Origin of the sequence: Paenibacillus oryzisoli, from assembly GCF_050467285.1 — a bacterium.
GTDB classification, from domain to species: Bacteria; Bacillota; Bacilli; order Paenibacillales; family NBRC-103111; genus Paenibacillus_E; species Paenibacillus_E oryzisoli_A.
Genome location: NZ_JBCMUN010000014.1, coordinates 186,021 through 210,492, shown reverse-complemented (window position 1 = coordinate 210,492; position 24,472 = coordinate 186,021). Strand labels below are relative to the sequence as shown.

The 24,472-nt window shown below is 49.6% G+C and carries 25 protein-coding genes and 1 riboswitch; of the genes, 10 read left to right on the top strand and 15 right to left on the bottom strand.

The window, feature by feature from the left end:
* Positions 1 to 30: 30 nt before the first annotated feature.
* The 5 genes from ABE504_RS24105 to ABE504_RS24085 form a co-directional block, all read right to left on the bottom strand.
* Positions 31 to 846 carry an ABC transporter permease gene (locus tag ABE504_RS24105; RefSeq protein ID WP_430093658.1) on the bottom strand — a complete coding sequence of 272 codons (816 nt, stop codon included), beginning with the start codon at positions 844 to 846 and terminating at the stop codon, positions 31 to 33.
* Positions 843 to 1,871 (bottom strand): ATP-binding cassette domain-containing protein, encoded by a 1,029-nt coding sequence (locus tag ABE504_RS24100; protein ID WP_430093800.1) that lies wholly within the window; start codon positions 1,869 to 1,871, stop codon positions 843 to 845. The genes ABE504_RS24105 and ABE504_RS24100 overlap by 4 nt, the downstream gene beginning before the upstream one ends.
* A gap of 461 nt (positions 1,872 to 2,332) precedes the next feature.
* Positions 2,333 to 2,782, bottom strand: coding sequence for an SRPBCC domain-containing protein (locus tag ABE504_RS24095; RefSeq protein ID WP_430093655.1), 450 nt, complete (start codon positions 2,780 to 2,782; stop codon positions 2,333 to 2,335).
* Positions 2,783 to 2,808: 26 nt separating this feature from the next.
* Positions 2,809 to 3,231, bottom strand: coding sequence for a VOC family protein (locus ABE504_RS24090; protein ID WP_430093652.1), 423 nt, complete (start codon positions 3,229 to 3,231; stop codon positions 2,809 to 2,811).
* 90 nt (positions 3,232 to 3,321) lie between these two features.
* A complete protein-coding gene (locus ABE504_RS24085) occupies positions 3,322 to 4,284 on the bottom strand; it encodes a helix-turn-helix transcriptional regulator (RefSeq protein WP_430093650.1) in 963 nt (320 codons plus the stop codon).
* Positions 4,285 to 4,378: 94 nt separating this feature from the next.
* On the opposite strand from ABE504_RS24085, the gene ABE504_RS24080 reads away from it, so the two are divergent.
* Entirely contained in the window at positions 4,379 to 5,290 is a 912-nt protein-coding gene (locus tag ABE504_RS24080) for an SDR family oxidoreductase (protein WP_430093648.1), read from the top strand.
* A 35-nt stretch (positions 5,291 to 5,325) separates the two neighbouring features.
* Here ABE504_RS24080 and ABE504_RS24075 read toward each other — a convergent pair whose 3' ends face one another.
* Positions 5,326 to 6,228, bottom strand: a complete 903-nt coding sequence (locus ABE504_RS24075) for a LysR family transcriptional regulator (protein WP_430093645.1) — start codon at positions 6,226 to 6,228, stop codon at positions 5,326 to 5,328.
* 148 nt (positions 6,229 to 6,376) lie between these two features.
* On the opposite strand from ABE504_RS24075, the gene gdhA reads away from it, so the two are divergent.
* Positions 6,377 to 7,759: an NADP-specific glutamate dehydrogenase gene (gene gdhA / locus ABE504_RS24070; protein WP_430093643.1), complete on the top strand. Its 1,383-nt coding sequence runs from the start codon at positions 6,377 to 6,379 to the stop codon at positions 7,757 to 7,759.
* Positions 7,760 to 7,917: 158 nt separating this feature from the next.
* The gene (locus ABE504_RS24065) at positions 7,918 to 8,847 is read left to right on the top strand and encodes a VOC family protein (RefSeq protein ID WP_430093642.1); all 930 of its coding nucleotides are present in this window, start codon (positions 7,918 to 7,920) and stop codon (positions 8,845 to 8,847) included.
* 51 nt (positions 8,848 to 8,898) lie between these two features.
* On the opposite strand, the gene ABE504_RS24060 is transcribed toward ABE504_RS24065, so the two are convergent.
* Both ABE504_RS24060 and ABE504_RS24055 read right to left on the bottom strand, forming a co-directional pair.
* Positions 8,899 to 9,564, bottom strand: coding sequence for a hypothetical protein (locus ABE504_RS24060; protein WP_430093640.1), 666 nt, complete (start codon positions 9,562 to 9,564; stop codon positions 8,899 to 8,901).
* Positions 9,565 to 9,607: 43 nt separating this feature from the next.
* On the bottom strand, positions 9,608 to 9,970 hold the full coding sequence (locus ABE504_RS24055) for a helix-turn-helix domain-containing protein (protein WP_430093637.1): 363 nt from the start codon (positions 9,968 to 9,970) through the stop codon (positions 9,608 to 9,610).
* Between the two features lie 209 nt (positions 9,971 to 10,179).
* Positions 10,180 to 10,270, top strand: a riboswitch (cyclic di-GMP riboswitch).
* Between the two features lie 148 nt (positions 10,271 to 10,418).
* On the opposite strand from ABE504_RS24055, the gene ABE504_RS24050 reads away from it, so the two are divergent.
* From ABE504_RS24050 to ABE504_RS24040, 3 genes are read left to right on the top strand one after another with little or no spacing between them, the layout of a single operon-like run.
* Complete coding sequence (locus tag ABE504_RS24050) at positions 10,419 to 12,287, top strand: DUF342 domain-containing protein (RefSeq protein WP_430093634.1); 1,869 nt, start codon at positions 10,419 to 10,421, stop codon at positions 12,285 to 12,287.
* A 37-nt stretch (positions 12,288 to 12,324) separates the two neighbouring features.
* Positions 12,325 to 13,332: an HD-GYP domain-containing protein gene (locus ABE504_RS24045; RefSeq protein WP_430093632.1), complete on the top strand. Its 1,008-nt coding sequence runs from the start codon at positions 12,325 to 12,327 to the stop codon at positions 13,330 to 13,332.
* Positions 13,333 to 13,363: 31 nt separating this feature from the next.
* The gene (locus ABE504_RS24040; RefSeq protein WP_430093630.1) at positions 13,364 to 13,609 is read left to right on the top strand and encodes a hypothetical protein; all 246 of its coding nucleotides are present in this window, start codon (positions 13,364 to 13,366) and stop codon (positions 13,607 to 13,609) included.
* A 161-nt stretch (positions 13,610 to 13,770) separates the two neighbouring features.
* Here ABE504_RS24040 and ABE504_RS24035 read toward each other — a convergent pair whose 3' ends face one another.
* From ABE504_RS24035 to ABE504_RS24005, 7 genes are all read right to left on the bottom strand, one after another.
* Positions 13,771 to 14,607, bottom strand: a complete 837-nt coding sequence (locus ABE504_RS24035) for a dTDP-4-dehydrorhamnose reductase family protein (protein WP_430093627.1) — start codon at positions 14,605 to 14,607, stop codon at positions 13,771 to 13,773.
* Positions 14,604 to 15,593: a polysaccharide biosynthesis protein gene (locus ABE504_RS24030; protein WP_430093625.1), complete on the bottom strand. Its 990-nt coding sequence runs from the start codon at positions 15,591 to 15,593 to the stop codon at positions 14,604 to 14,606. Before ABE504_RS24030 ends, ABE504_RS24035 begins: the two co-directional genes overlap by 4 nt.
* Positions 15,583 to 16,677 (bottom strand): non-hydrolyzing UDP-N-acetylglucosamine 2-epimerase, encoded by a 1,095-nt coding sequence (gene wecB / locus ABE504_RS24025; RefSeq protein ID WP_430093623.1) that lies wholly within the window; start codon positions 16,675 to 16,677, stop codon positions 15,583 to 15,585. Before wecB ends, ABE504_RS24030 begins: the two co-directional genes overlap by 11 nt.
* 16 nt (positions 16,678 to 16,693) lie before the next feature.
* The gene (locus ABE504_RS24020) at positions 16,694 to 17,656 is read right to left on the bottom strand and encodes an NAD-dependent epimerase/dehydratase family protein (RefSeq protein ID WP_430093620.1); all 963 of its coding nucleotides are present in this window, start codon (positions 17,654 to 17,656) and stop codon (positions 16,694 to 16,696) included.
* The gene (locus tag ABE504_RS24015) at positions 17,653 to 18,351 is read right to left on the bottom strand and encodes a sugar phosphate nucleotidyltransferase (protein WP_430093799.1); all 699 of its coding nucleotides are present in this window, start codon (positions 18,349 to 18,351) and stop codon (positions 17,653 to 17,655) included. Before ABE504_RS24015 ends, ABE504_RS24020 begins: the two co-directional genes overlap by 4 nt.
* Positions 18,352 to 18,378: 27 nt before the next feature.
* The gene (locus ABE504_RS24010) at positions 18,379 to 19,365 is read right to left on the bottom strand and encodes an SDR family NAD(P)-dependent oxidoreductase (protein ID WP_430093615.1); all 987 of its coding nucleotides are present in this window, start codon (positions 19,363 to 19,365) and stop codon (positions 18,379 to 18,381) included.
* 169 nt (positions 19,366 to 19,534) lie between these two features.
* Positions 19,535 to 19,945, bottom strand: a complete 411-nt coding sequence (locus ABE504_RS24005; RefSeq protein WP_430093613.1) for a hypothetical protein — start codon at positions 19,943 to 19,945, stop codon at positions 19,535 to 19,537.
* 196 nt (positions 19,946 to 20,141) lie between these two features.
* On the opposite strand from ABE504_RS24005, the gene ABE504_RS24000 reads away from it, so the two are divergent.
* The 4 genes from ABE504_RS24000 to ABE504_RS23985 all read left to right on the top strand — a co-directional run bounded on the left by ABE504_RS24000 (position 20,142) and on the right by ABE504_RS23985 (position 24,450).
* On the top strand, positions 20,142 to 20,894 hold the full coding sequence (locus tag ABE504_RS24000) for a sulfotransferase domain-containing protein (RefSeq protein WP_430093610.1): 753 nt from the start codon (positions 20,142 to 20,144) through the stop codon (positions 20,892 to 20,894).
* A gap of 22 nt (positions 20,895 to 20,916) precedes the next feature.
* The gene (locus ABE504_RS23995; protein ID WP_430093608.1) at positions 20,917 to 21,975 is read left to right on the top strand and encodes a glycosyltransferase family 4 protein; all 1,059 of its coding nucleotides are present in this window, start codon (positions 20,917 to 20,919) and stop codon (positions 21,973 to 21,975) included.
* Positions 21,972 to 23,726 carry a glycosyltransferase gene (locus ABE504_RS23990; RefSeq protein ID WP_430093606.1) on the top strand — a complete coding sequence of 585 codons (1,755 nt, stop codon included), beginning with the start codon at positions 21,972 to 21,974 and terminating at the stop codon, positions 23,724 to 23,726. The genes ABE504_RS23995 and ABE504_RS23990 overlap by 4 nt, the downstream gene beginning before the upstream one ends.
* A 118-nt stretch (positions 23,727 to 23,844) precedes the next feature.
* Positions 23,845 to 24,450 carry a hypothetical protein gene (locus tag ABE504_RS23985; protein WP_430093603.1) on the top strand — a complete coding sequence of 202 codons (606 nt, stop codon included), beginning with the start codon at positions 23,845 to 23,847 and terminating at the stop codon, positions 24,448 to 24,450.
* The last annotated feature ends 22 nt before the right edge of the window (positions 24,451 to 24,472 follow it).

The window sequence follows — 24,472 nt, the reverse complement described above, 5'->3', positions numbered from 1 at the left end:
TGGTTCATGTTCACGAGAGGGATTTTTTCATTAGGTGCGGCGCATGTAGGCACGCACAGTGATAGGGGCGAAGATGGCGACAATGATGATGGCGCCGATCAGGGAAATCACAAGATCCGAACCTACGGTGCCGGAGCTGGTCAGCTGTCGGACGGCGGAGACGACGTGCGAGATCGGGTTGATTTTTACGAAAAATTGCAGCCAATTCGGCATCGTTTCTACCGGCACGAACGCATTGGACAGGAAAGTCAGCGGGAACAGAACCAGCATCGAAATCCCTTGGACACTGGATGCCGTACGGGCGATGACGCCGAAGAAAGCGAAGATCCAGGAAACGGACCACGAGCAGAAAATGACGAGCAGACCGGACAGCGCCACGAATTCGATGCCGCCTGCAGGCCGGAAGCCCATGATGTAGCCCATGATGAACGTCAGCACGGTTGCGATGGTGTAACGAACTGTATCCGCTAGCAGCGCCCCGGCAAGCGGAGCTATTCGGGCGATCGGCAGCGATTTGAAGCGGTCAAAGACGCCTTTGTCCATATCCTCTCGGAGCTGTACGCCGGTCACAATAGAAGTGCCGATGACGGTTTGCACGAGAATGCCGGGGATAATGACGGGCAGATAACTGGCGACATCGCCTGAGATGGCACCACCGAAAATATAAGTGAACATCAAGGTGAAAATGATCGGCTGCAGTGTCACGTCAAACAGCTGCTCGGGCGTGCGGCGGATTTTTAAAATACCCCGATACGCCATGGTGAACGAATTGCGGATCGTTTGCCGGATGCTGGTATGGTTCTTCAGTGGTCCGGCAGCACCGGATTTCATAGCGGATTGGCTCATGCTTGGGCAGCCTCCATTTCTTTTGATGCTTGACTGTTTGCGGAATCCTTCTCGACGCCATGGCCTGTGATGGTTAAAAAGACCTCATCCAGCGTCGGTTTCTGCACGCTCATTTCCGAGAGCTTGATGCCTTTTTCACGCAGGGCGATCAGCAGGTCGGTGACCAGATCGGCGTCCGCCATCGGCGCCGTAATTTTGGCCGCTTCCGCGGTGACGGTGGACGGCACGTTCAGGATGCGCTCGACGGTTTCTCTCGCCGCGACAATATCCAGCGGGCTTTCCACGCGCAGATGCAACGACGAGGTGCCGACGGACGCTTTCAGCTCGTCGGCCGTGCCTTCCGCGACGACGTGGCCGCGGTCAATCACGGCGATCCGATCTGCGAGCTGATCCGCCTCTTCGAGGTACTGCGTCGTGAGCAGCACCGTCGAGCCTGTGTTCACGAGCCTGCGGATCGTGTCCCACATCTGCGAGCGCGTGCGCGGGTCGAGCCCCGTCGTCGGCTCGTCGAGGAAGATCAGCGGCGGCTGCGCGATCAGACTCGCCGCGAGATCCAGGCGGCGGCGCATCCCGCCGGAGAAGTTTTTGAGCGGACGCTTCGCGGCTTCCGTCAAGCCGAATTCCTCAAGCAGCTCCGCAGACTTGCGTTTGGCTTCCGCCCGGCCAAGTCCGAGCAGCCGGGAGAAAATAATCAGATTCTCGGTCGCACTCAGCGATTCGTCGACCGAGGCGTATTGGCCGGTGACCCCGATCAATTGGCGCACGATCTGGGACTCCTTCACCACATCGTGCCCGAAAATGCGGGCCGAGCCGCTGTCCGGCCGCAGCAGCGTCGCCAGCATGCGGATCGTCGTGGTTTTGCCGGCGCCGTTGGGGCCGAGCACGCCGTAGATCGAACCGGCGCGTACGTTCAAGTCGACACCGTCGACGGCGCGGTTGTCGCCGAATACTTTGACTAGCCCGCGTGCTTCAACGGCCAGGTCGCCGTTATTCGGTGCCAGTGCTTTTTTCTTTTGAAGTTCCATCATTGTTCCTCCTGCTCGAATTGATAAGGAGATCGTAACGTACATTTTTAAACTGAATATAAACGGGGGACAATAATTGAGCGACTTGGGCTTCGTTGATGGAGGGCGTATATGTTGGCGGCAAGGAGCGATTCTATCGCGGAGTTTGATTAACTGCATTTCTTACATCAAATTTAGAAAATTAGGCGAGTTTTGTGAAGAATCCTGCATTTCATACAGGTAAATTGTCGCTTACACACCGGTATATCAGGAAAAAATCCCAGATCGCGCAATTTTGCTGTAGGTTTTGCAGGATTTTTGGTATTTTGGTCCTTAACGGGGAAATTACCTGTATATTTTGCAGGTGAGATCCCACACTTGGAGAAGGAACGAAACGAAGCCATCACTCCTTCCAACTTGCGCTTTCATGCAAAAAACACAGCCGCAAGGACTGTGTTCATATCCACATGTCTATTATCTTTCTAGCCGTCTATCAACTTCACTTTATGCTCGATGGCTTGCAGCACGTCTTCCCAGAGCAGTTTCATGCTTTCCCGTGTTTCGGCGCTATCCAGATGCTCCTGATGAAAAGCAATTGTCGTCTTATCCGGTCGGTCGGAGAGCAGACGAATTTGCAGCGTGGACGGTTTGGACCACTCGGGCTTTTGCCATTTGAGCCTCACTTGCAACGCGGGTTTCACGACCGTGAATTTCCCGGTCAGGCCCTGGCTGGATGCGAAAGGCTCTCCAACTCCAATCGTCAGCGGTTCAGGGAATTGTCCCAGCCATAACGCCAGTCCTTCCGACGACGTGAGAAAAGACCACATTTGCTCGGGGGAAATCGGCAGCGTCCGTCGAACCCCGATCTGAAAACCGGCGGCGGCCGTTTTACCGACAATTTTACCTGCTTGCGCTTCCGAATTGGCTGTCATGCGAATCCCTGCTTTCCCTCTATGCTTTAATCCGCGTTCTCCCATGCCGGATTCCAGACAACTTCCCATAAATGCCCGTCCGGATCCTGAAAATGTCCGCCATACCCGCCCCAAAACGTTTCATGAGCCGGATCGATGATGACCGCTCCCGCTTGGCGGGCTTGCGCCATGACGTTGTCGACTTCCGCTTTGCTGCTGACGTTATGGCCGATCGTCATTTCCGTTGCGCTTGGCGCCATTAAAGGCACTTTCGCTTCGTGAGCGAGATCGCGGCGGTTCCAAAGTGCGAGCTTTAGACCCTGATGAAGGTCGAAAAAGACAACAGCGCCATGCTCGAATTCCTGGCCGATAATGCCTTCCGTGGGCAGTCCCAGCCCATCGCGATAGAAGCGGAGCGACCGCTCCAAATCGTCTACGCCCAGCGTAAGCACGGTGATACGCGGTTTCATAATAGCGCAAGCCTCCTTCGTTTCTACTTTTTTCCATTCTAGCATAAGGGTCCAAAGTCCGCCAAGGAGCAAGCCTCCTGCATCGCGAATCTATGAGTGGTACATGCCGATCACGGCAAGGGCTTGTTGAACAATGAGGGGGATCAAGCGCGAGGGTTCTATCAGTTTCACGGCGCCTCCGAACCCAAGTACATATTGGACGGCTTCTTGCTCCGTATGGAAGCTCAACGTGATGTCCAGCATACCGTCATCTGGTCTTGCTTGCTCCGTAACCTTTACGATGAACTTATCCGTAAACGTCATCCGGCTTACGACTTCGGGTGCAGCGACAACTTTCACATGAAAGACGGGCAGCGATTCCGAAAAAGCGAGCTTGCTCATCTTCCAGTACTCAGCCAGATGAAAGCTTTCCGGCCTTGCAAAACCTTCGGAAGCTGCCTCTACCTGAACAATTCGCGATACACGATAATTGCGATATTCCTCTTGTTCATTCAACGCGACGAGGTACCACACGCTCCCTTTCAGGACTAATCCCAGCGGGCTTACGGTGATGGAGGAAGAGGTGCCGTCGGCTTTTTGGTAGACCAGCTTGAGCTTGCGGTCCGCCCACAGCGCTTCCTGAACAATGGTTAAAGCTTTGCTTTTATCTGAGGCGGGCTTCCATGTACCGGTATCGATATAGATTTTTTCTAAAAAATGGCGCGCTTCCGACTTCGTTGCACTCGGCAAGGCGGCCAGCAGCTTCTGCCGGGTGCCTATGCCAAAGGTTTGAACGCCGAGATCCTCCAGCATGCTCTCAGAGGGCAGGATGAACAAGGTTTTCATCTCGTCCAGCTTCAGACCGCTCAATTGACTTCGAAAATGGTCCATCAACCGCCATCCGCCTGTTTTGCCGCGGTCGGCTACAACAGGGATGCCCGATGAGCTAAGCGCATCCATATCGCGCAGAATCGTTCGATGGGACACTTCCAGCGCGCGAGACAGCTCCCGGGTCGTCATTCGGCCGTTATTTTGAAGCAGCACCATAATGCGCACGAGCCGATCAGCTCTCATAAGGATCACCTTTTTTCTGATTCATATATGACAAAAGATGACGTCATTATAGCGTACAATGAGACAAGATTCAAAATGAGGAGGCGTTATTGGAATGAAACCTTTACAAGGCAAAATCGCTCTGGTCGCAGGCGCGACGCGGGGAGCCGGTCGAGGCATCGCCATCGAACTGGGAGCAGCCGGGGCAACGGTCTATGTCACGGGGAGGACCACACGCGCGGCGCGCTCCGAGTACAATCGGCCGGAGACGATTGAAGAGACCGCAGAGCTTGTTACGCAAGCTGGCGGGCAAGGGATTGCCGTTCAGGTCGACCATCTGGTGCCCGAGCAGGTGGAAGCTTTGGTGAAGCGGATCGAGCAAGAGCAGGGGCGACTCGACATTCTCGTCAACGATATTTGGGGCGCCGAGTATTTGGCGGAGTGGAACGTCCCGATCTGGGAGCACTCGTTGGAAAAGGGCTTGCGCATGCTGAGACTGGCCATCGATACGCATATCATCACAAGCCACTATGCGCTGCCGCTGCTGATTAAGAACAAGAATGGACTCATCATCGAAATGACGGACGGCACCGCCGAATACAATCAGACGCATTACCGGATCTCGGTGTTCTACGATCAAGCGAAAACGTCCATTGCGCGCTTGGCTTGGGCCTTGGCCCAAGAAGTGCAGCCTCATGGCTGTACGGCGGTTGCCTTGACGCCGGGATGGATGCGCTCGGAAATCATGCTCGAGCATTTTAAGGTGACGGAGGCCACCTGGCGGGATGCGACGGCCGATGAGCCGCATTTTGTGATCTCGGAGACACCGCGGTTTGTAGGGCGCGCGGTCGCCGCGCTAGCGGGAGATCCCGAAGTCGGGCGTTGGAACGGTCAATCTCTGTCCAGCGGCGGGCTTGCACAAGTGTACGGCTTCACGGATGTCGACGGCTCTCGGCCGGATTGCATGCGGTATCTGGTCGAGGTCGTCGAGGCAGACAAACCCGCGGACGTTCGCGGATACAAGTAAACAAGATGAGCCTGTGGGGTGTTTCCCTGCGGGCTTTACTTTTTAAACGACAACTCCTTATAAAAACCAGACAAAAACTGGAAAAATAATTGCTCCGTAGGCAGCAGTTTGCGCTGCGTCGGGCAGATGATTCCGATCGTTCGCGTCACGTCGGGATCAACGATCGGTATTTTTACCGTCGAATGCGGGATGTTGTCCACCAAGGTGACCTCAGGCATGAGTGCTACGCCAAGTCCCGCCGAAACCAACCCTTTCAACGCATCAATATCGTCGCCTTCGAAAGCGATATGCGGTGTAATTCCAAGTGCCCTGCAAGCATTCAACACGATTTTCCGAAAAATCGTCCCCTCAGGCAGCGTTACAAACGGGTCATCCTTGAGCTCTCGCAGCTGGATGCTGGAGCGCCCGGCAAGCCGGTGGTTTAAGGGCAGCAGGGCAACAATTTGCTCAGTAAACAGCAGTTTTTGTTTGATTTTTTTCTCCTCTTCGGGCAAGGGTGCAATCATCGCAAGATTGAATTCGCCGTTGATCACGCCATCAATCAAATCCCGATAGGAGGCTTGCCTCATCTGGAATTTGGCTTCCGGATATTTTTTGCGAAAGGCGTAGATCGCCGTCGGCAGCACATGGGCGGCCAGGCTGATGGGAAACGCAATGCGGACGACGCCTTTTTCCGGCTCCAAATATTCCTTCACTTCGATCTCGGCTTCGTTGATCATCTTCAGTACTTGCTCGACCCGCGCTAGAAAAACCCTTCCGATCGGCGTTAATTTAACCCTCCGACCTTCGCGAATAAACAGATCGACCCCTAGCTCACTTTCCAAATTGAACAATTGCCGGCTCACCGACGACTGCGCGACATGCAAGGCGTTGGCGGCTTCCGTCACATGTTCCCGCTTCGCAACCTCCAAAAAGTACCGCATTTGCCTGATTTCCAAGGGACTCACCTCCTATTCATGCGCAAAACGCATTAACTTTATCTTATCTGAATATTGAAGCGATCAATTATTAAATAATAATATTATACTAATAGGCAGAAAAAGAGAAATGGTTATTCGCAATTTTAACATATAAAGGAGTCTACCCATGAGTCTACTACAAGAAATCGAACAAACGCACGCGGAAGATGCACAGAATTACGTCAATGCTTTATTTGAGACAGTCAAAAAGCGCAACCCCAATGAAATTGAATTTCATCAAGCTGTTCAAGAAGTATTCATCTCGCTCGTTCCTGCACTTGCCCAAAATCCCAAGTACATTCAGCACGCCATTCTCGATCGCTTGGTCGAGCCAGACCGCATCATCTCGTTCCGGGTTCCTTGGACGGATGATCAAGGAAAGGTTAGAGTGAATCGTGGATTTCGTGTTCAATTTAGCAACGCGATCGGGCCTTACAAAGGCGGCTTAAGATTCCATCCTTCGGTTAACGCAAGTATCATTAAATTTCTGGGTTTTGAGCAAATTCTTAAGAACTCTTTGACTGGCCAAGCGATTGGCGGCGGCAAAGGCGGTGCGGACTTTGATCCGAAAGGCAAATCGGACCTGGAGATCATGCGTTTTTGCCAAAGCTTTATGACGGAGCTTAGCAAGCACATTGGCGCAGATACGGATGTTCCAGCAGGCGATATCGGTGTCGGTGCGAGAGAAATCGGCTTTATGTTTGGGCAATACAAAAAGATGGTCGGGGCGCACGAAGCAGGCGTTCTAACCGGTAAAGGCATCGGTTATGGCGGCAGCTTGGGCCGGAAAGAAGCAACAGGTTATGGATGTGTTTATTTTGTGGATGAAATGCTCAAGAACGCAGGGCACCTCGGTTTTGAAGGCAGCACAGTCGTCGTATCCGGATCGGGCAACGTATCGATCTATGCGATTGAAAAAGCTGAGCAACTTGGCGCTAAAGTCGTGGCTTGCAGCGATTCCAGCGGCTATATTTATCATAAATCCGGGATTAATCTGGAAACACTTAAACGCTTGAAGGAAGTAGAGAACAAACGCTGCTCCGATTATGTCCTTGAACATCCAGATGCCGTCTATACAGCAGGCTGTTCCGGGATCTGGACGATTCCTTGCGATATTGCGCTGCCATGCGCAACCCAAAACGAGATCGACAAAGCGTCCGCTGCACTGCTTGTCCGCAATGGCGTAAAAGCTGTCGGCGAGGGAGCCAACATGCCTTCTACTTTAGAAGCGATCGATATTTTCTTGGAAAATAAAGTGCTGTTTGCTCCTGCGAAAGCAGCAAATGCCGGCGGCGTAGCCGTCTCCGCTTTGGAAATGGCACAAAACAGCGCACGGTTGTCATGGACCATGGAAGAAGTCGATGCGAAGCTGCATACGATTATGCACAATATTTATCGCGAGTGTGTCGAAGCCTCTGAAAAATACGGCATTCCCGGCAACCTGGTTGTCGGCGCCAACATTGCCGGCTTTGTCCGGGTTGCGGATGCGATGATCGCGCAAGGAATCTAGGAGTTATAAGTAGCTTATACCGCTTTGATATGCCCTTGTTCAGAAGAACGAAGGTGTATTGAGGCGGTTTTTTTTGTGAAGAAAAGAACGTTTGTTTGTATTTATCCGATTCTATGTTAAAATAAGGAAGAAACTTTATTCCAAGGGAGGAACTCGTTTTGACAACTGATGTCCAGCAAGGCAAGCCATCGATCACGCCGCATCTGTGGTTTGACAAGGAAGCGAAAGAAGCCGCGGAGTTCTATTGCGCTGTATTTCCGAATTCCCACATCACTAGCTCTACGGTTTTGTATGAAACACCTTCAGGAGAGTGTGACTTGGTATCGTTCGAAGTCTGGGGTCAGCCGTTTATGGCTATCTCTGCCGGCCCGCACTTTAAGATCAATCCTACAATCTCCTTTATCGTCAATTTCGATCCATCTCGGGACAGCCATGTGGCGGAAATGCTCGATGAAGTATGGAACAAGCTGTCCGATGGAGGGATGGCCCTGATGCCGCTTGGCGAGTATCCGTTCAGTAAAAAGTATGGCTGGATCCAGGACAAATACGGTGTCTCCTGGCAGCTTATGCTGACGAATCCTGAAGGAGAGCCGCGTCCTGCGATTATCCCTTCTATGTTATTTGTAGGAAGCAACTGCGGAAAGGCGGAGGCGGCCCGTGAGTTCTATCTGTCGGTTTTCCGGAATTCCAAACCTGGCACTCTTCTACGGTATGGCCCTGGCCCAGGACCGGATCAAGAAGGAACGGTGATGTTCTCCGATTTTATGCTCGAGAATACCTGGTTTACGGCGATGGACAGCGCGTACGAACACAAGTTTCAATTCAATGAAGCTGTTTCACTTCTCGTTCAATGTGAGTCGCAGGAGGAGATTGACTACTATTGGGAGAAGCTTTCCCACGTGCCTGAGGCGGAGCAATGCGGCTGGGTCAAAGATCAATTCGGTGTTTCCTGGCAGATTTCTCACGTGGCAATGGACAAGATGCTGACCGAGGGTTCTCAAGAACAGCGCGCCCGCGTCACGGAAGCGTTCTTGAAGATGAAGAAGTTCGACATCGCGGAATTACAAAAGGTGTATATAGAGAGGTAGTCGCAGCCCTGACTGCCGTAACAGCATTTGCGCCGCTGGAAACCAAAGCTTTTAGTCCGTTCTGGCGGCCCCCTTCATCCAATGCGAAGTGAAATCAGCGGGATACGCACAGATCAATTCATTGAAATAATGCTTTTTCTCATCAATATAATGGAGTTCTTTGCTAATGGGATTTTTGTAAGTGCTCGTGTAGATGGCGAATGCACATATAATCTGCGGAGTTCTGTAAATGGGGATTGTCCAACATGATGTTACTCCAAGCTTTTCGAAGTGATGATAATAAGGTATCCATCTGCTATCTTTGGAAATATTACTAACCCGAATCTTGTAGTCAAGCAGTGTGCTCATTTTTTGATTTGACTGATTATACTGAAGAAGAAAGTTTTGGAGAGTTTCGGTAAAACTTGGAGCAACGAAATGTGTAACCCTTTGTTCCGTATAGTCGAAGAAAACGATGGATACCTTTGAATTCAAGATGCATTTTTCAAGGTCTATACATATATTTTTCATCTTTATTTGAAGGTCGAACGTTAGAAACTCAGATTGTGTAATCAAGGTTTGAATTAATTGATAGAAATGTGCATTTAAGTTAGAACTTTTGATTTGAGGGTTTAAGGTTTTTAATAGAAGTTTGATTTGCTTTGTGAGGAAATGAGTATTGATATGTACGATATTGCTTTCAGATAAAGGTTTTGAGTCATTCTCTTCGGTATCCATCTCGTACTCCTATCAGATCATGCGTGTTATATCTCTTTCATCATCAGGATGTTGAGGATTGCTTTTTTATCCTTCCACTAACAACATGCTCCAAAAAATCCCGAATCGATTTTAAATCCTCTTCTTCTAATTTAATTCCGTCCCAATGTAGTTGCTCATTTTGCAATAAGATCTTTGCGTTCGTTTCAAGATGATTCGAATGCTCACTGTTTGTAACACCTAGTAAATAATCAACGGAGGTTTCTAGGACGACAGAAAGTGATTGTATGGTTGCGACACTTGGTTCCCGATAGCCTAACTCATAATTGGCATAGGTGCTTTTGGCTACGCCAATTTGTTCTGCAACCTGTTCCATTGTCATTTTTTTCTTCTTTCTTGCGAGCCGCAATCGTTCTTGAAACGTCATGGTTCCCGTGCCTCCTATTTACAAAATTACACTCGAAATTTTCCTTATAAGTATATAACTTACAAATCGCTGGAATAATTCACCATTATGTGACAAACTATTGAAAAGTTTGCGTTCTGTGAATATAATTAATGTGATATTATAAGTAAATAGGTGTTTTAGATTATTCTAGATAGTCATAAATACCTACCGTTATGAAAATTCTATCCTATCGATAAAGGCAAACCTTTTGAAAGAAAGGGACGCAAAGCTATGGACCTAAGGAGAGTTGTTGTGCTCTATGGTCGCCAAGCCGCCGAATTAGATGTCCATTTCGACATCATCCATTCGGATGATGTTTTTGTTTTTTTAAGGGGGAGAAAAGCCCCGACTTGCTTATTATTGATCATAACATGGAAAAGATGAATGGAATAGACGCTGTTCGACATATTTCGGAGGAATGTTTTCAATGAAAAAACAGATTACTGAAAATGAATTGACACTTCTAATCAAGCAACTCGATCTAGAGGAACTTGACGTTGACACAGTAACTGAAAAGAAGAGAGATGCAGAAGAAAATGGAGAAGTACATGAACGTACATTAATGCAGGATGGCTGGGCACAAGTAAAAGAGCGTAAAATTATCGTTCATGACCCCATAGATGGCGGGAAATTGCCCATCATTAGCGTAATTGCTCCTGTCAAATTAATCATTAATGATGTTGAAGTTGAATCGGAAGCCACAGTTTCTTCATCGGATCACATTCATTGGGACATTACTGAAAAGGCCCTATTTAATATTCATGTCACCGATGATAAGTTGCACGCGTATTTTCATCTATATTCTAAGGAACGATACGCACTGCGACTTGTTAATACAGAGCCCTTATCTCGCATTATCCTTACAGCAGAAGAAGATACAAATACTATATTAGAGACGGTTCATTTGGGCGATGTTATTGCGATACTTGAGCAAAAATCCATTAGATCAAATTTGGACTATGCTGCTATTCATCAAGAATTGGCGCAGCCGACATATCGACCTATTTTGGTTGCAAAAGGAAAAGATGCGATTGCCGGTAAAGATGCGCAAATGGAAGTCTACTTTTCAGAACAGGTTGAACGGCAATTTTCCCAAATTGCGGGCTCTGTTGATTTTCGAAATCATTTGCAGATTCCTTCTGTAAACAAAGGGGACCGGATTGCAAGAAAGATTCCTATGGTTGATGGAATTCCTGGCTACGATGTTTATGGCAATGTCATCATGCCCGTACCTCCAAAAGATATTTTTGTAGTCGTCAAATCGAATGTTGAGTTGACCCCTAATGGAGAGATTATTGCAAAGAAAGAAGGCAGACCAAGAATCACTGGAAATAGCATTAAGACTTTTGATATTTCGACGTCATACATCGTTCCGGGGGATGTTAATATCGAAACCGGAAACATCGTTTTTTCAGGAGATATTATCGTTTACGGGAACGTAACGGACAGCATGATCGTTGAATCACTAGGCAATGTGTATATTTATGGCAGTGTTTACAATGCTACGATTACGGCAACTGGCAGTATTCATGTATGTGGAAACGTGTTAGGAAGCAAATTGTATTCGGGATATTTTGGCGTTATGTTCAATCGTTTGTACAATTACTCGAAAATATTAAGCGAGCATATCGAAAAGCTGCTGGCTGCCGCTAGATTGCTTGAACAAGCCCTCGAGTCGAGACAACAAACCATTCGTTTCGGGCAAATTGTGCTCATACTGATGGAAAGCAAATTAAAAGAGATGCCTGTCGCTGTTAAAGAGTTGCTGTCTGTTATCTCAAACATTCAACATATAAAAAAGGAAGAATATCAAAAGCTGATGGAAATGTCGCAAATATTTTTCCAACCCGCAAAACTGCTTGAAACGGCTACGTACAGCTTCTTTCAGAGTTTCCTTGCCTTGCTTTGTGAAACGCACCAAGAGGTAGCACGAATGCAGGAGGAGAAAGTGCAAATCTTGATCAACCAATGCCATAACAGTGAACTAAAATCAAATGGAGATATCGTCATTCAGCGGGATGGCGTCCTTTTAAGTGATTTATACTCGGCTGGAAACATTCTCTTTCAACATGATCTTGCGGTTTGTCGAGGTGCTACGCTTGAAGCTGGTGGGGTTATCTCTGCAAAAATTGTCGGCGGACAAACGGGGGTGAATACGTTACTTAAAGCAAAGAAGCAAATAAATGTAAAAAAAATGTATGCCGGTCGAGTATGCGTTGGAAGATACTGTACTGACATTTATGACATCGTTGAAAATAAGACCTTTGACTCGAGTACTATGAGGAAAAGAAGTTAAGGATTTACAAATACAGTTCGAGAAAGAGGTGAATCGTTTGAATGAAAGCGGTCTTAGTCCCGATCATTACGTTGGTTTTCGAGTAAACAAAAATATATATAACAGCTTGGGCGTACTGGTCCTCCCTGCATTATCGAATCTTACACGAAAAGACATTGAAATGCTCCTTCAGCAAAAAATTACGTTAAACGAGGATGACGTCGAACATGTGTCGATTCAACATCTTGTTCATTCTTCAATCCAAGAAATCAAGATCGTTTTCGATAAAGTGCGAACGACTGAACAAATTCCTTTTGACCATCTTCAAGAGCGAATCATTCCTATTGTAACCGACATGAGTATGCACCCAGAGCTACAACATATTTTGACGCATTTGGAACAGCATGATGAGTATACATACAGACACAGTATTGGAGTTGCCCTTATTTCGAGATTAATTGGCAAAGCCAAGGGGCTTGATGAACAAGAACTGCGGGAACTGACGACTGCAGCTTTCTTGCATGATATTGGAAAGGTGAAAATACCTAACGGGATCATTAACAAACCGGAGAAATTAACAGATGAAGAATTTGCTCAAATAAAAAATCACACGGTTTATGGTTATGAATTAATTAAATGCACAACGGGGATTCCCTACAGGCAAGCACTTGTTGCGCTTCAACATCATGAACGCGAAGATGGCAGCGGATATCCCTATGGGCTGAAAGGGGATGACATAGATCCGCACAGTAAAATCATTGCCGTTGCCGACGTTTTCCACGCCATGATCTCTAAGCGTGTTTATAAAAACCCGGTTCCATTTTACAGGGTTCTTCGAGAGATGTCGGCGAATGCGTATGGAGCGCTGGAGGCTTCAACAACGCTATGTTTCATCAAACGAATTATGGATATGTTGATTGGGAGCAAGGTTATTCTATCCAACGGATACGAAGCGAAAATTATAATGGTCAGCTCTGATGACCCCGTTCATCCTCTTGTTGAAGTGAATGGCAGATATATTGACTTAAGTAAGAATCAATCGATCCATTTGGAACGCATCGTTTGATGATTCGGAGAATCTAATGGAGAGCAAAGAAATGGAATTAACCATCGTTAGTATCAAGGGCAAGCCTGCTTCAGTCAGATACGCGGTAACTCAAGTTTGGGATATTGGTCCCGATGGGCTGTCCATTTCGCTTGGAGTGAGCTTGCCAATATCCTCAGACATGATCTATCAGTTTTCAGGCAACATTCATGGCGAAGATATATCCGTACAAGGGCACGTTGTATGGATGGAAGAGTTCGCTGATGGTAGTTTCCATTATGGCGTTTCTTACATCTAATACTTATTCCTCCTAATTCCCTCCACACACATCATCCACTGTCACCCCACAAGATTCATTTAGCGCAGTTTTCTTCACGCAACGCAGAAGAAGCCTAGCGAACTCAACGACTAGGCTTTCTTTTGTGCGTGTCGCGTTTGCAAGGGCAATGAGACGAAAAGCTAGTGCGCCTGCGTCATCCACGCATGCAGCTCAGCAATCATTTGCGGATAAGGCGCAACAGGATAAGTAAAGTCAGTGCGGGTAGAGACGAGGCTCTTGTCTGACTTCATATCGGCATTGGCGTGAATGGTAACCGCATCGTGCTGGAACTGCTTCTGCAGCAGAAGCAGCAGCTCGTGTTTGGACAGCTTTGGCTGGCCGGCCAGATGGACGAGGCCGTGAATGGGGCGCTTCAAGCACCACGCGATCGCTTTGGCTAGCTCCAACGTAGTGACGCCGTTCCAGAACACCTGGCTGTATCCTTGAATATCGCCTTTTTGCTGCATGAACCAGTGGAATAGGCCGATGCCGCCAGGTTTGAGCTCGGGTCCAATGATCGAGGTGCGGATGGTAAGCGCATGGGGGGCGGCTACTTCCCCGAGGCTTTTGGTTTTTCCGTAGACGGATAAAGCATCAGCAGTATCCCACTCCGTGTAATCCCCGCGCGAGCCCGAGAAGACGCAGTCCGTTGAAATGTGGATGAGACGAAATCCGAACAGCTGCCCGTATTCGGCCAGCAGATGAGGAAGCAAGCTGTTCACATAAATGCCCTCGGTCTGCCGGCTCCTGGCCTCGTCATTCAGCAAGCCGACTGCATTAATAACCGCATCGGGCTGGATCTGGCCAAGCAATTGCTTCAGATGAGTGTCGTCGCGGACGTCGAGGGATACCGAGCGAGAGTCGAACGGATCGGAGGTCCGCGCCGTCGACCATAGTTCATAGCCGGCTTGCCGGGAGAAGTAGTCTTTGAGCATATGTCCGGCCATGCCCTGGCTCCCGATGATGAGCAATTTCAAGAGAGAAATCCTCCTTTTTGAAGCATTTCCAGAATCTCGTCCTTCGTCATCAATGAATCGTTGGAGGCGTACTGCGTGAAGTCGGCTTTGGGGAGATGGCTGTAATGGCGTTTGAGCGTGTGAGCTGCATTGGTAGGAAGGATGACATAATACGTTTCATTATATTGATACGTAAAGGGGACTTCGTGGGCGGAAATAAGAACCTCATGCAGCTTCTCGCCGGGGCGGATGCCGACATCCCTGACTGTCAGCGGGCCGTCGGAAAGCTGTTCCATTAACACTTCGGCCAAATCCAGGATACCGCAAGCGTTCATCTTCATGACGAACGTTTCGCCCCCGATCGCCGCTTTGGCTGCGCGCAGCAGCAGGCCGATGGCGTCGGAAAGGGTAAGGAAGAAGCGGGTCATATCCATATGGGTAAGGGGAAGGTCCTCGCCTTGCAGGATACGGCTTTTAAAGAAAGGCACGACGCTTCCGTTGGTGCCGAGCACGTTGCCGCCTCGAATGCAGACGAACCGGGTTGTCTGGCTGAGATCGTTGGCTCTGACCATCAGCTTCTCGCCGAGCGCCTTCGTCATGCCGTAGAAGTTGATCGGATCGACGGCTTTATCTGTCGAGACATCAATTACTTTCTTGACGCCGCTGCGAATGCTGGCGCGGATGACGTTTTCCGTTCCTTGCACATTCGTTTTGAGCGCTTCGTCCGGTTGGGCTTCACAGATCGGGACATGCTTCAGTGCGGCTAAATGGAAGACGTAATCGACGTTCCGGCACGCATCCTCAAGGGCCTGCGGATCGCGAACATCGCCGATGAGAAAGGTAAGCGCCGGATGGAAACCGAAGTCTCGCTGCATCTTAACTTGCGCAAATTCATTCCGCGAAAATATACGGATTTCCTTCGGTCCCTCCAGCAGGAGGCTGCGGGTTAGCTCCTGCCCCCAAGAACCTGTTCCTCCCGTAATGAGAATGGTTTGGTTATGAAACATAACTCTGACCTCCTAATACAATATTGACTACTTTGCTGGATACACGAGGATCCAGATAACCTTCGGGATGCGTCCATGTATGCTGAGACTGCATCATCAGTTTCACGCAGGCGGCAATGCGCTGCGGTTCAAGGCCTGAAAGCAGGTTGCTGCCGCACAGCAGCGTCTCGGGCCGTTCGGTGCTTTGGCGGATCGTCACGGCCGGCACGCCGAGAATGCAGCTTTCTTCCTGCACGGTACCGCTGTCGGTAATGACGCAAGCGGCTTCCTGTTGCAGCTTCAGAAAGTCGAAGAATCCGAAAGGGGATAGAAAGCGAATAAGCGGGTTAGCGGCGGCAATGCCAAGCTTATTCAGACGATCCTTCGTGCGGGGATGTGTGCTGCAGATGACTGGGAGCCCTGTATCTTGGGCAACGAGCCCAAGTCCCTCAATAATTTGCCGCAGCCGGTCTTCATGATCAACATTCTCGGCTCGGTGCGTCGTGACGAGGATATAGCCTTTGGCCTGCAGGCCGAGCTCTTCCAAGATACGGCTCGCTAACGCTTTTCCCTTATAATGCTCCATCACTTCATAGATTGGATTGCCGGTCATCCATATGCGCTGAGCGGGAACGCCGTCGCGCAGCAAATTCTCACGCGCGCCCGGCGTATACGGCATATTGCACGTCGAGATCGCATCGATGGCTTTGCGGTTAATTTCTTCCGGAACGCGGGTATCGTAGCAGCGGTTTCCGGCTTCCATATGATAGACGGGAATTCCGTGCCGTTCGCCGATCAGGGCAGTCAGGGCGCTGTTGGTATCGCCGAGCACGAGCATGCGATCCGGCTTCTCACGCAGGATAACCTTTTCGACCTCAACGAACATTTGAGCGATCTGCTCACCGATCGTACTCGCATCCAGGCGGATGTGAACGTCCGGAGGGCGTATGCCCATCTCATCGAAGAAAACGTCGCTGAGCGAACGGTCATAATTTTGACCGGAGTGAACGAGGATATGGGAATCGGCCAAAAGGTCCAGTTTGGCGATGACTAAGCTTAACCGGATAATTTCGGGACGCGTTCCAAGAACCGTCATGATCTTCATGGCGTAAAACTCCTTTTCATACCAGGCTTCGGTAGTAATTCAACGTATCGAGCACCGTCTGGGCGAGCGGGATGCCAGGCTGCCAAGCCGTCGCTTGGCGCAGCTTCGCGTTATCGCCTTGAACGACTGCCGCTTCCGAGTGGCGAATCAAACGTTCGTCGACGGTTACTTCGAACGGAATGTTGGCGCAGCGTTTGAGCAGATCAATGATGGCGCTGATGGGAACAGCCGTGCCGCTGCAAACGTTGTAGATGCTGCCGGAGGCGGACGAGGCTAACGGCAGCAGGGCGAGGTAGGCATCCGCCGCATCCCGCACGTCGAGGAAATCTCGCCGAACGGTCGTATTGCCGACGCGCAGTTCGGGAGGGAGGAGGCCCTTTTCCATCTGCGCCACTTGTTTGGCGAGGACAGCACAGACACCGGTGGCAGGGCCGGGTCCGATTAAATTAAACGTTCGCGCCAGCAGCGCGGGAATGCCATACACACGGCCGTACATCTGGACCATGGAGGCCATGATCAGCTTGCTCCAGGCGTACGGACTGGCAGGCAGCATCTGAGCTGTTTCCGCGAGCGGAGCAGCGGGTATAGCTTCCAAGTCATACTCGTAGCCGGTTCCTATGGCTAGAAATCCTTGCAGTCCGGAAGTCGAGTCTGTTCGTACCGCCTCCAGCAGCTGCAAGGTGCACCATGCGTTCGCTTCCATCACGGAAACGGGATCTTTGTAGGAGGCACTCACATCGTTGGCCCCGGCCAGATGGATGATGTACGTAAACGAGTGCCGGGTGACCAATTGCTTGATAAAGCTTTCTTGCGCCATATCCCCGGAGATGTAGGCAAGATGCGGATGTTGCAGCTCGCAGAAAGCTCGGCGTCCGATGCCAACCACATCCATGCCCTGTTCGAGCAAGCGGAGGGCCATATGCTGTCCAACGAACCCGTTAACCCCCGTGAGGAGGACGAGCGGGGAAGCTTGCGTCATACGGGTTCACCGGGCAGCAGAAGGCTCTTCAGCTTACCGAACTCTTCGTTCGCTCGCGTATAGTCCGAAGGACGGCCAATATCGAGCCAGAAGTCATTGTTTTCGTAATGGCGCACCTTTTCCCCCGCAGCCAAGAGCTGATGAATCAAATCAGGTATATCGAAAAAACTGCCTGCCGGGATATAATCGGCGATTTCCGGATTCATCATATAAATGCCCATGCTGACATAAGCAGAGCGGGTTGGCTTCTCTATGAAGTTGGTGACATACTCATTCTGGGTTTCCAGCACACCAAGCTCAATAGGAATGCCTCTTTTTTGCGAAGCGATGGTAAGTATGCTGCCGCCCGTCAGATGAAAATCCCGGAACTGGGCGAAATCCAGCGTCGTTAAGACATCGCAATTAATGAGCAGAAAAGGGCCGGATCTTCGTTCGATCAATCTGATGGGCCCTACGGTGCCAAGCGCTTCTTTTTCTACATAATAAGAGATCGAAACACCACGGGAGCTGCCGTCTCCGAAATACGTTTGGATGAGCCCCGATAAATAACCGCATGCCATGGTGATGGACGTAAACCCATAATTTCGGAGCTGTTTGACAATAATTTCGAGAATGGGCTGTTCACCGATGGGCAATAACCCCTTTGGAAGCACCTTGGTATAAGGTGCCATACGCATTCCCTTGCCTCCCGTCATAATTACGGCTTCCACAGAATTCACTCCTTATACGACATATTCATTCGGACGATACAGCTCAGGGTGATCTTTCATCCACGCAATCGTCCGCTCTAATCCTTGCGTCAGCGAGATGGAAGGCTGCCATCCAATGAGAGCGGCGGCTTTGCTGCTTTCCGAGAAGAGTCGGTCCACTTCGCTTTTCTCCGGCCGCACCCGCTCGCTTGCAAGCCGCACAGGGATATCCCTGCCAATGATTTGTAGAATCTTCTGAGCTAGCTCACCGATGGAGATTTCGGCGCCGGACCCGGCGTTAATCGTCTGACCGATAGCGGCCTCATGCGAAGCTGCGCAAATAAAAGCTCTGGCGGTATCTTCCACGAACGTGAAATCACGGGTCGCAGTGAGGTTGCCAAGCGCAATTTCAGGCTGGTGCAGCGCTTGATTGATGATGGTAGGGATGACGGCTCTCATGGACTGTCGGGGGCCATAAGCATTAAAGGGTCTAACGGTGACGGCTGGCAGCGAATAGGAGCAGTAGAAGCTTTCTATGATTTTATCTGCGCCGATCTTGCTGGCCGAATAGGGGGATTGCCCTTGCAGTGGGTGTGTTTCATCCATCGGCACATAGCGCGCGCTGCCATATACCTCGCTGGTGGAAGTGTGGATCAATCGCGGGGTGCCTAGTTCGAGGGCGGCTTGGGCTACATTTAGCGTGCCGATCACATTGGTCTGAACGACATCCGTCGGATGCTGGTACGAATAGGGAATCGCGATCAATGCCCCGAGATGGAAAACCGTATCGGTACCTTTGACCGCACGATAAACGCCGTGCGGATCGCGTAAATCACCTTTAATGACCTCAATTTCTTTCTGAACGTCTGTAGGCAGCTGATCGAGAAATCCGCGTGTATTCGTTGAATTATATCGGATGAACGCTCTGACGCTTGCTCCTTCCGCAACTAGCTGATGAACGAGATGACTACCTATGAATCCGGCAGCGCCTGTAACTAGAACCTGCTTTCCTTGCACCATGAAAACTATCACTCCTTCCAACATATGGTTACAGTCTATTCTCAAAGGACTTGGAAGTAGTGGACTAACCCCCATTCGGGAACTGTTATCGTTGAAAATAGGTGATCATTATGTAATTCAAAAGGCTGCCACGAAAGATCTCAGCGGATCTTCCAGGGCAGCCGGTTTGCTATGGGTACGTGTAGGAAATACCGGAGAAAGTGACCGGACCTGTAACTGTTGCGCCTACTAATAGGCCCGTTTCCAACTGAACATTTAATGTATAGCCTTGGTTGGAGGTTGCGAGAACGTTTGTATCAATCGCTTGGAAGGAGAGTGTGAGCTCTTGCCCTGTGCTTAAGAGGGCTTCCTCTCTGCACGAGAAAATAACGGCGTTGCCACGCAGTATGTTGAACAGCAAGACGGGTGCCAAAACCGTGGAGGTTACACCTACTGTAGCGTTTAGGATGACGCGATTGGTGCCTTGCGGAATCGCCAGACCGAATTGGGCGAGTGTGATAGGTGTTGTTGTAACCGTACGGGCTAGAGAACCGCTTGTTGCACCAGGAACGCTTGTCCCTATACTAAAAATGGCTGTCATATCATCACCTCCTTTTGCTATATGCTATTAAATTTTAGAAACTTCGCTTGTGTGGGAGCTGTTTTTTCCAAAAAAGGGGCGAGGAAAATGGATCGTTTTCCCAATTAAACGGCGGGAAATAGACGCATTGAGGGGTCAATTCGGTACAGCGGCACATAATCTATTTTTAAATAAATATTGGGAGGTACCGCCCTGCATGGACATACACAATGCCAGACCCGCCATCTTTTTGAATACAGTTCCGAAGAGCGGAACGAATCTCCTCAATCAATTGTTGTTAGGATTGCCGGGTTCAAGCATGAATCCCTACGTATTCTATGAAGGATTAGCTCAGGATTTGCCTGTGCATGCCTCCATATTGAGCAAGGCAGCTCCAGGTGAGCTGTATATGGGACATGTGTACTACTCAACAGAATGGGCTTCGCTGCTGCGTCAATCCGGATTGAAGACGATTTTTATGAGCAGAGACTTGCGGGATGTGCTCGTGTCACTGACGTATTTCATTCTCGACAAGCTGCCGCATTATCCGCTGTATGAGCAGTTGCGTGCGCTCAAGACCCAAAAGGAACGTTATTTGCTGCTCATTAACGGTTATGGCCAGTACCCGAATATTCGAAATTGGTTCGGTGTATTCCAAGGTTGGTTGCACGAATCAGGTGTGTTTACTGTCACATACGAAGAACTGATGACTTCACAAGAACTTCGAAGGAAAAAGATCGCTGACATCGCCGAATTTCTATGGAAGGACCGCGTGCCGCCGCTGCCGCTCGACCAGCTTACGAGTCTTATGGAAGCCAACATCAACAGCGATCGCTCATTTACGTTCCGCAAAGGACTTGTTGGAGGTTGGAGAGGTGAGTTCGATGACGAAGTGACAGCGGCTTTCAAAAGCGTGGCTGGCGACATATTAATCCAAACCGGTTATGAAAAAAATATGGATTGGTCATAACCGGCAGAAGTGGAGGTTGGACATGAAAACCGTAATCCCTGCTGCAGATCTTCATATTGGCGGTGGTTGTAAAGTATTGGTCGACATCGCTGGCGCGCTGACGAGCAAAGGGCATGAAGTCGAGATTGTCATTCCGCAAACCGCCACCGTGAAGTACAACATTCCCTGCAAACTGACGATTGTTCCGAAATTGGACAGGGCATATATCCCTTATGGTGACATCGTGTTGACGAATTTCTACACGACGTTTCAACCAGCTTTCGAAGCCTGGCCGGAGCAAACGGTTCGATTAAGCCTCGGATTCGAGCCGCTCTGGGCACCCGACCGTCAAGCGGCCTTATGGACGTATTCCCAAGGTGTGCCGGTCATCTCGATTTCCAGCTGGTTGGACCAATTGATATATGCGCATTCTGGTCGCCGCAGCACCGTCGTTTCTCTTGGCGTGGACCCGAAAGTGTTTCGCCCGCGAGGGCCGAAGATTGCACCGCTTCCTGACAAGATTTCATCTAAAGTGATCCTGTACATTGCTAGGGATGCGCGCGATTACGCATTAAAAGGTTTCAGCGATTTCTTCAGCGCTATGGAGATAATAAAGAATGAATATCGAGGTGACTATATCGTCTATCTGATTTGCCCGGACGGCATCATGTCGCTAAGTCAGCTTGACATTCCGGAACGCATTTTTCGTCCAAAAGATGAGTTCGAAATGGCGGAGCTTTATCGCACGGCGGATGTATTTGTCGCTTCCTCGTGGTTCGAAGCGTTCTCGCTGCCTCCACTGGAGGCGATGGCTTGCGGCACACCTGTCGTAACAACGAATTCCGGCGGTGTCATGGACTTCTGCAAGCATATGGAAAGCGCCTATGTGACGACGCCGAAAGATGCCCGAGGGCTTGCCCAAGGCATATGCGCCATTTTATCGGATCCGCCGCTTGCGGATAAGCTTGCTCGAGGAGGCGGCGTGAGTGCGGCACGATTAACCAAAGCCCTTTTTGAAAGGAATATGGTGAATGCCCTGGAGGAAATCGTGAGGAAGCGTCACACTACGTATACCCTAAGAAAGGAGGTGTTCGAAGAATGAATACAGCTGCAAAGGTCTCAATTGTCATTCCTTTCTACAACTGCGCTTATGTCGACACAGCTATTGAAAGCGCGCTTGGACAAACGTATCCCAATATTGAGATCATTGTTGTCAATGATGGCTCAACCAAGCATGTGGAGAAGCTAGATCCGTATATGGGGCGAATTCGTTATGTGGAAAAAGGAAACGGCGGCACAGCCAGCGCGCTGAATGCCGGCATTAAGCGTGCCACCGGAGACTATTTTGCTTGGCTGAGTTCCGATGACATGTTCGAACCGCGCAAAGTGGAGAGGCAACTGGCTTTTATGCAGGAGAGAGGGGCTAAAGTCAGCTATACATCGTATGTTCACATGGATGAGCAAGGGCGCATTTTTGGAGGCCCTTCCGGCATTGGCTGCCCCACGAAGATGGAGTTTTTCAAAACGATGCAAAAAGGCTGCATTATCAATGGCTGTACGGTCATGCTGCACATGAGCGTTTTTCAAAAAACGGGCTATTTCAATGAGTCCCGCAAATATACGCAGGATTATGACCTATGGATGCGGGTGATGAAAAAGTTTGATTTTCACTATTTGGACGAAAGTCTCGTCCGTTATCGTGTTCATCAGGAAATGGGCACGCGCAAGCATGAAAGTGACATCGTGAAAGAAATTCATCTTGTGCAGTCTACCTATCGGAGGGATCTGGAAACTTTGATTAATAGAGAGAAATTGACTATCACTTTTCCGATAATCACCCTAAGTATTGGTGGGGCTCAGCGCATGCTGGCGGAGATGGTTAACGGTCTTTCGGCCAAAGGCCATAACGTCATTGTTTTGATGCCTCCGACCGGCACGTTGAGCTACAGCGTCAATGCTCAAATTATTCGCACCAAACAGCCATATGCCATCCAAGAAAGCGATTATCCCAAATCTGATGTCATTGTTTCCAACTTTTATACGATTGTCCCATCCGCACATCAAGCCAGCTTAAACGGGAAAGGCGTGCATATCCGCTTGAGCTTGTGCTATGAACCTTCTTTTCTGCCTGAGAATCATATCTCCTTTCCCACTTACCATATTTCCAAACATATCGTGGTGCTCTCCGACTGGCAGAAGCAACTGATTGCGCTGAATCACGGGCATCAGGCACATATTGTGCCGGTGGGTGTCGGCACGGCGTTTAAAAACATGCATATTCGAGGCACGCAGGGGCAACTGCAAATTGCTGCAATCATGCGCAGGCCGGAAGGCGGCTATTCCTGGCACCGGGAGCAGGACTATTTGATTCAGCAGTTGGAGCTTGTGCAAGCCCGGTATCCGCATGTACGGATTTCTCTTATGTCTCCGCCTGAGGAGTTTCAGAGTTCTCCCATGCTGCAGGAGATTAAAGCGAGCCATCCGAATTTCCGTTATTTGACTCCTGGTCATGATGGAGCTATGGCTTATCACTACAATGAAATGGATATTTTTGTGAATTCCTCGACTTATGATTCGGCTTCTCTGCCGGGGCTCGAGGCGATGCGATGCGGTGCTGCGCTTGTGACGACGTATAACGGCGGCAATATGGATTACTGCCGTCACGAACAAAACGGTTTGATGTCTTACCGGTATGAGAACCGCTTGGCGTTGGATGTTGGCCGTTTGATTGAAGACGGGGAACTCAGACGCAGATTGGCAGCAGCGGGGGAAGCGGAGGCTGCGAAATGGACGTGGGAGCGCAGTGTAAATGCCTTTGAAAAAGCTATTAACGAGATCCGTTCATCGCGATAGAAACCCAGTTTTATATTTTTAGGTGCGTGTCTAGGACGAGGGTCTACTCCTATGAGTAGTATAGCAGTGTAATCAAAACCAAATTTATTGGTGAAATGGAAAACCTTGGAGGTGCGCTATGTCTCGTTCAGGAAAAGGCTGCGAGGTAAAGAAAAGTCGTGTCGGTTGTAAAGAGATTTGTTGTCCGAAGAAGAGAGGCAAAAGAAAGCATTGCAAAGTTGTAAAGAAAAATTGTAGAAAGACGGTTAAAGTCATTTGCAAACAGCAGAAAGCTCCCGAAGTTTTTGTAACCACGCCTCCCCCAACAGTCAACGTTCAAACCAATCCGCCTGATGTGCACGTTACAACGCCTCCGCCTGTCGTTAACGTAGAGACGCCTGCACCTGATGTGCATGTCAAAGTGGAAGCACCTGATGTGCATGTCAAAGTGGAAGCACCTAAAGCGGAAGTCAAGGTGGAAGTTGATCTCCCGGATGACGATTGCGTGGAAGAGCTGAGAGAGATGCTGAAGGAGTACAGGGGCAATGAAGTTGAATTGTTCACGTCAAGTGGTGAGGGCTCAGGTGGATCGCCGCCTAACCGAATTGGCATCGTGGAGAGAGTTGGTGAAACGACATTAATCTTGCGGCCGACAACGGGGAATGCGGAGGGTCAAGTCGCCATTTACTCGATTTGCCACATTATCGGTTTTAGACCTTTCGTACCTGTTGAACCTGTGTTGTAGTTAGACCGGAGTGACAACAACC

What these genes read in the sequence shown, in the direction of transcription:
- ABE504_RS24005 (WP_430093613.1), bottom strand. Translation starts at nt 19,945, where the DNA reads ATGACAGCCATTTTTAGTATAGGGACAAGCGTTCCTGGTGCAACAAGC.
- ABE504_RS23985 (WP_430093603.1), top strand. Translation starts at nt 23,845, where the DNA reads ATGTCTCGTTCAGGAAAAGGCTGCGAGGTAAAGAAAAGTCGTGTCGGT.
- ABE504_RS24030 (WP_430093625.1), bottom strand. Translation starts at nt 15,593, where the DNA reads ATGTTTCATAACCAAACCATTCTCATTACGGGAGGAACAGGTTCTTGG.
- ABE504_RS24055 (WP_430093637.1), bottom strand. Translation starts at nt 9,970, where the DNA reads ATGACGTTTCAAGAACGATTGCGGCTCGCAAGAAAGAAGAAAAAAATG.
- ABE504_RS24000 (WP_430093610.1), top strand. Translation starts at nt 20,142, where the DNA reads ATGGACATACACAATGCCAGACCCGCCATCTTTTTGAATACAGTTCCG.
- ABE504_RS24050 (WP_430093634.1), top strand. Translation starts at nt 10,419, where the DNA reads ATGAAAAAACAGATTACTGAAAATGAATTGACACTTCTAATCAAGCAA.
- ABE504_RS24040 (WP_430093630.1), top strand. Translation starts at nt 13,364, where the DNA reads ATGGAATTAACCATCGTTAGTATCAAGGGCAAGCCTGCTTCAGTCAGA.
- ABE504_RS24015 (WP_430093799.1), bottom strand. Translation starts at nt 18,351, where the DNA reads ATGACGGGAGGCAAGGGAATGCGTATGGCACCTTATACCAAGGTGCTT.
- ABE504_RS24090 (WP_430093652.1), bottom strand. Translation starts at nt 3,231, where the DNA reads ATGAAACCGCGTATCACCGTGCTTACGCTGGGCGTAGACGATTTGGAG.
- ABE504_RS24100 (WP_430093800.1), bottom strand. Translation starts at nt 1,871, where the DNA reads ATGGAACTTCAAAAGAAAAAAGCACTGGCACCGAATAACGGCGACCTG.
- ABE504_RS24010 (WP_430093615.1), bottom strand. Translation starts at nt 19,365, where the DNA reads ATGGTGCAAGGAAAGCAGGTTCTAGTTACAGGCGCTGCCGGATTCATA.
- ABE504_RS24060 (WP_430093640.1), bottom strand. Translation starts at nt 9,564, where the DNA reads ATGGATACCGAAGAGAATGACTCAAAACCTTTATCTGAAAGCAATATC.
- ABE504_RS24080 (WP_430093648.1), top strand. Translation starts at nt 4,379, where the DNA reads ATGAAACCTTTACAAGGCAAAATCGCTCTGGTCGCAGGCGCGACGCGG.
- ABE504_RS24085 (WP_430093650.1), bottom strand. Translation starts at nt 4,284, where the DNA reads ATGAGAGCTGATCGGCTCGTGCGCATTATGGTGCTGCTTCAAAATAAC.
- ABE504_RS24105 (WP_430093658.1), bottom strand. Translation starts at nt 846, where the DNA reads ATGAGCCAATCCGCTATGAAATCCGGTGCTGCCGGACCACTGAAGAAC.
- ABE504_RS23990 (WP_430093606.1), top strand. Translation starts at nt 21,972, where the DNA reads ATGAATACAGCTGCAAAGGTCTCAATTGTCATTCCTTTCTACAACTGC.
- wecB (WP_430093623.1), bottom strand. Translation starts at nt 16,677, where the DNA reads ATGAAGATCATGACGGTTCTTGGAACGCGTCCCGAAATTATCCGGTTA.
- ABE504_RS23995 (WP_430093608.1), top strand. Translation starts at nt 20,917, where the DNA reads ATGAAAACCGTAATCCCTGCTGCAGATCTTCATATTGGCGGTGGTTGT.
- gdhA (WP_430093643.1), top strand. Translation starts at nt 6,377, where the DNA reads ATGAGTCTACTACAAGAAATCGAACAAACGCACGCGGAAGATGCACAG.
- ABE504_RS24095 (WP_430093655.1), bottom strand. Translation starts at nt 2,782, where the DNA reads ATGACAGCCAATTCGGAAGCGCAAGCAGGTAAAATTGTCGGTAAAACG.
- ABE504_RS24020 (WP_430093620.1), bottom strand. Translation starts at nt 17,656, where the DNA reads ATGACGCAAGCTTCCCCGCTCGTCCTCCTCACGGGGGTTAACGGGTTC.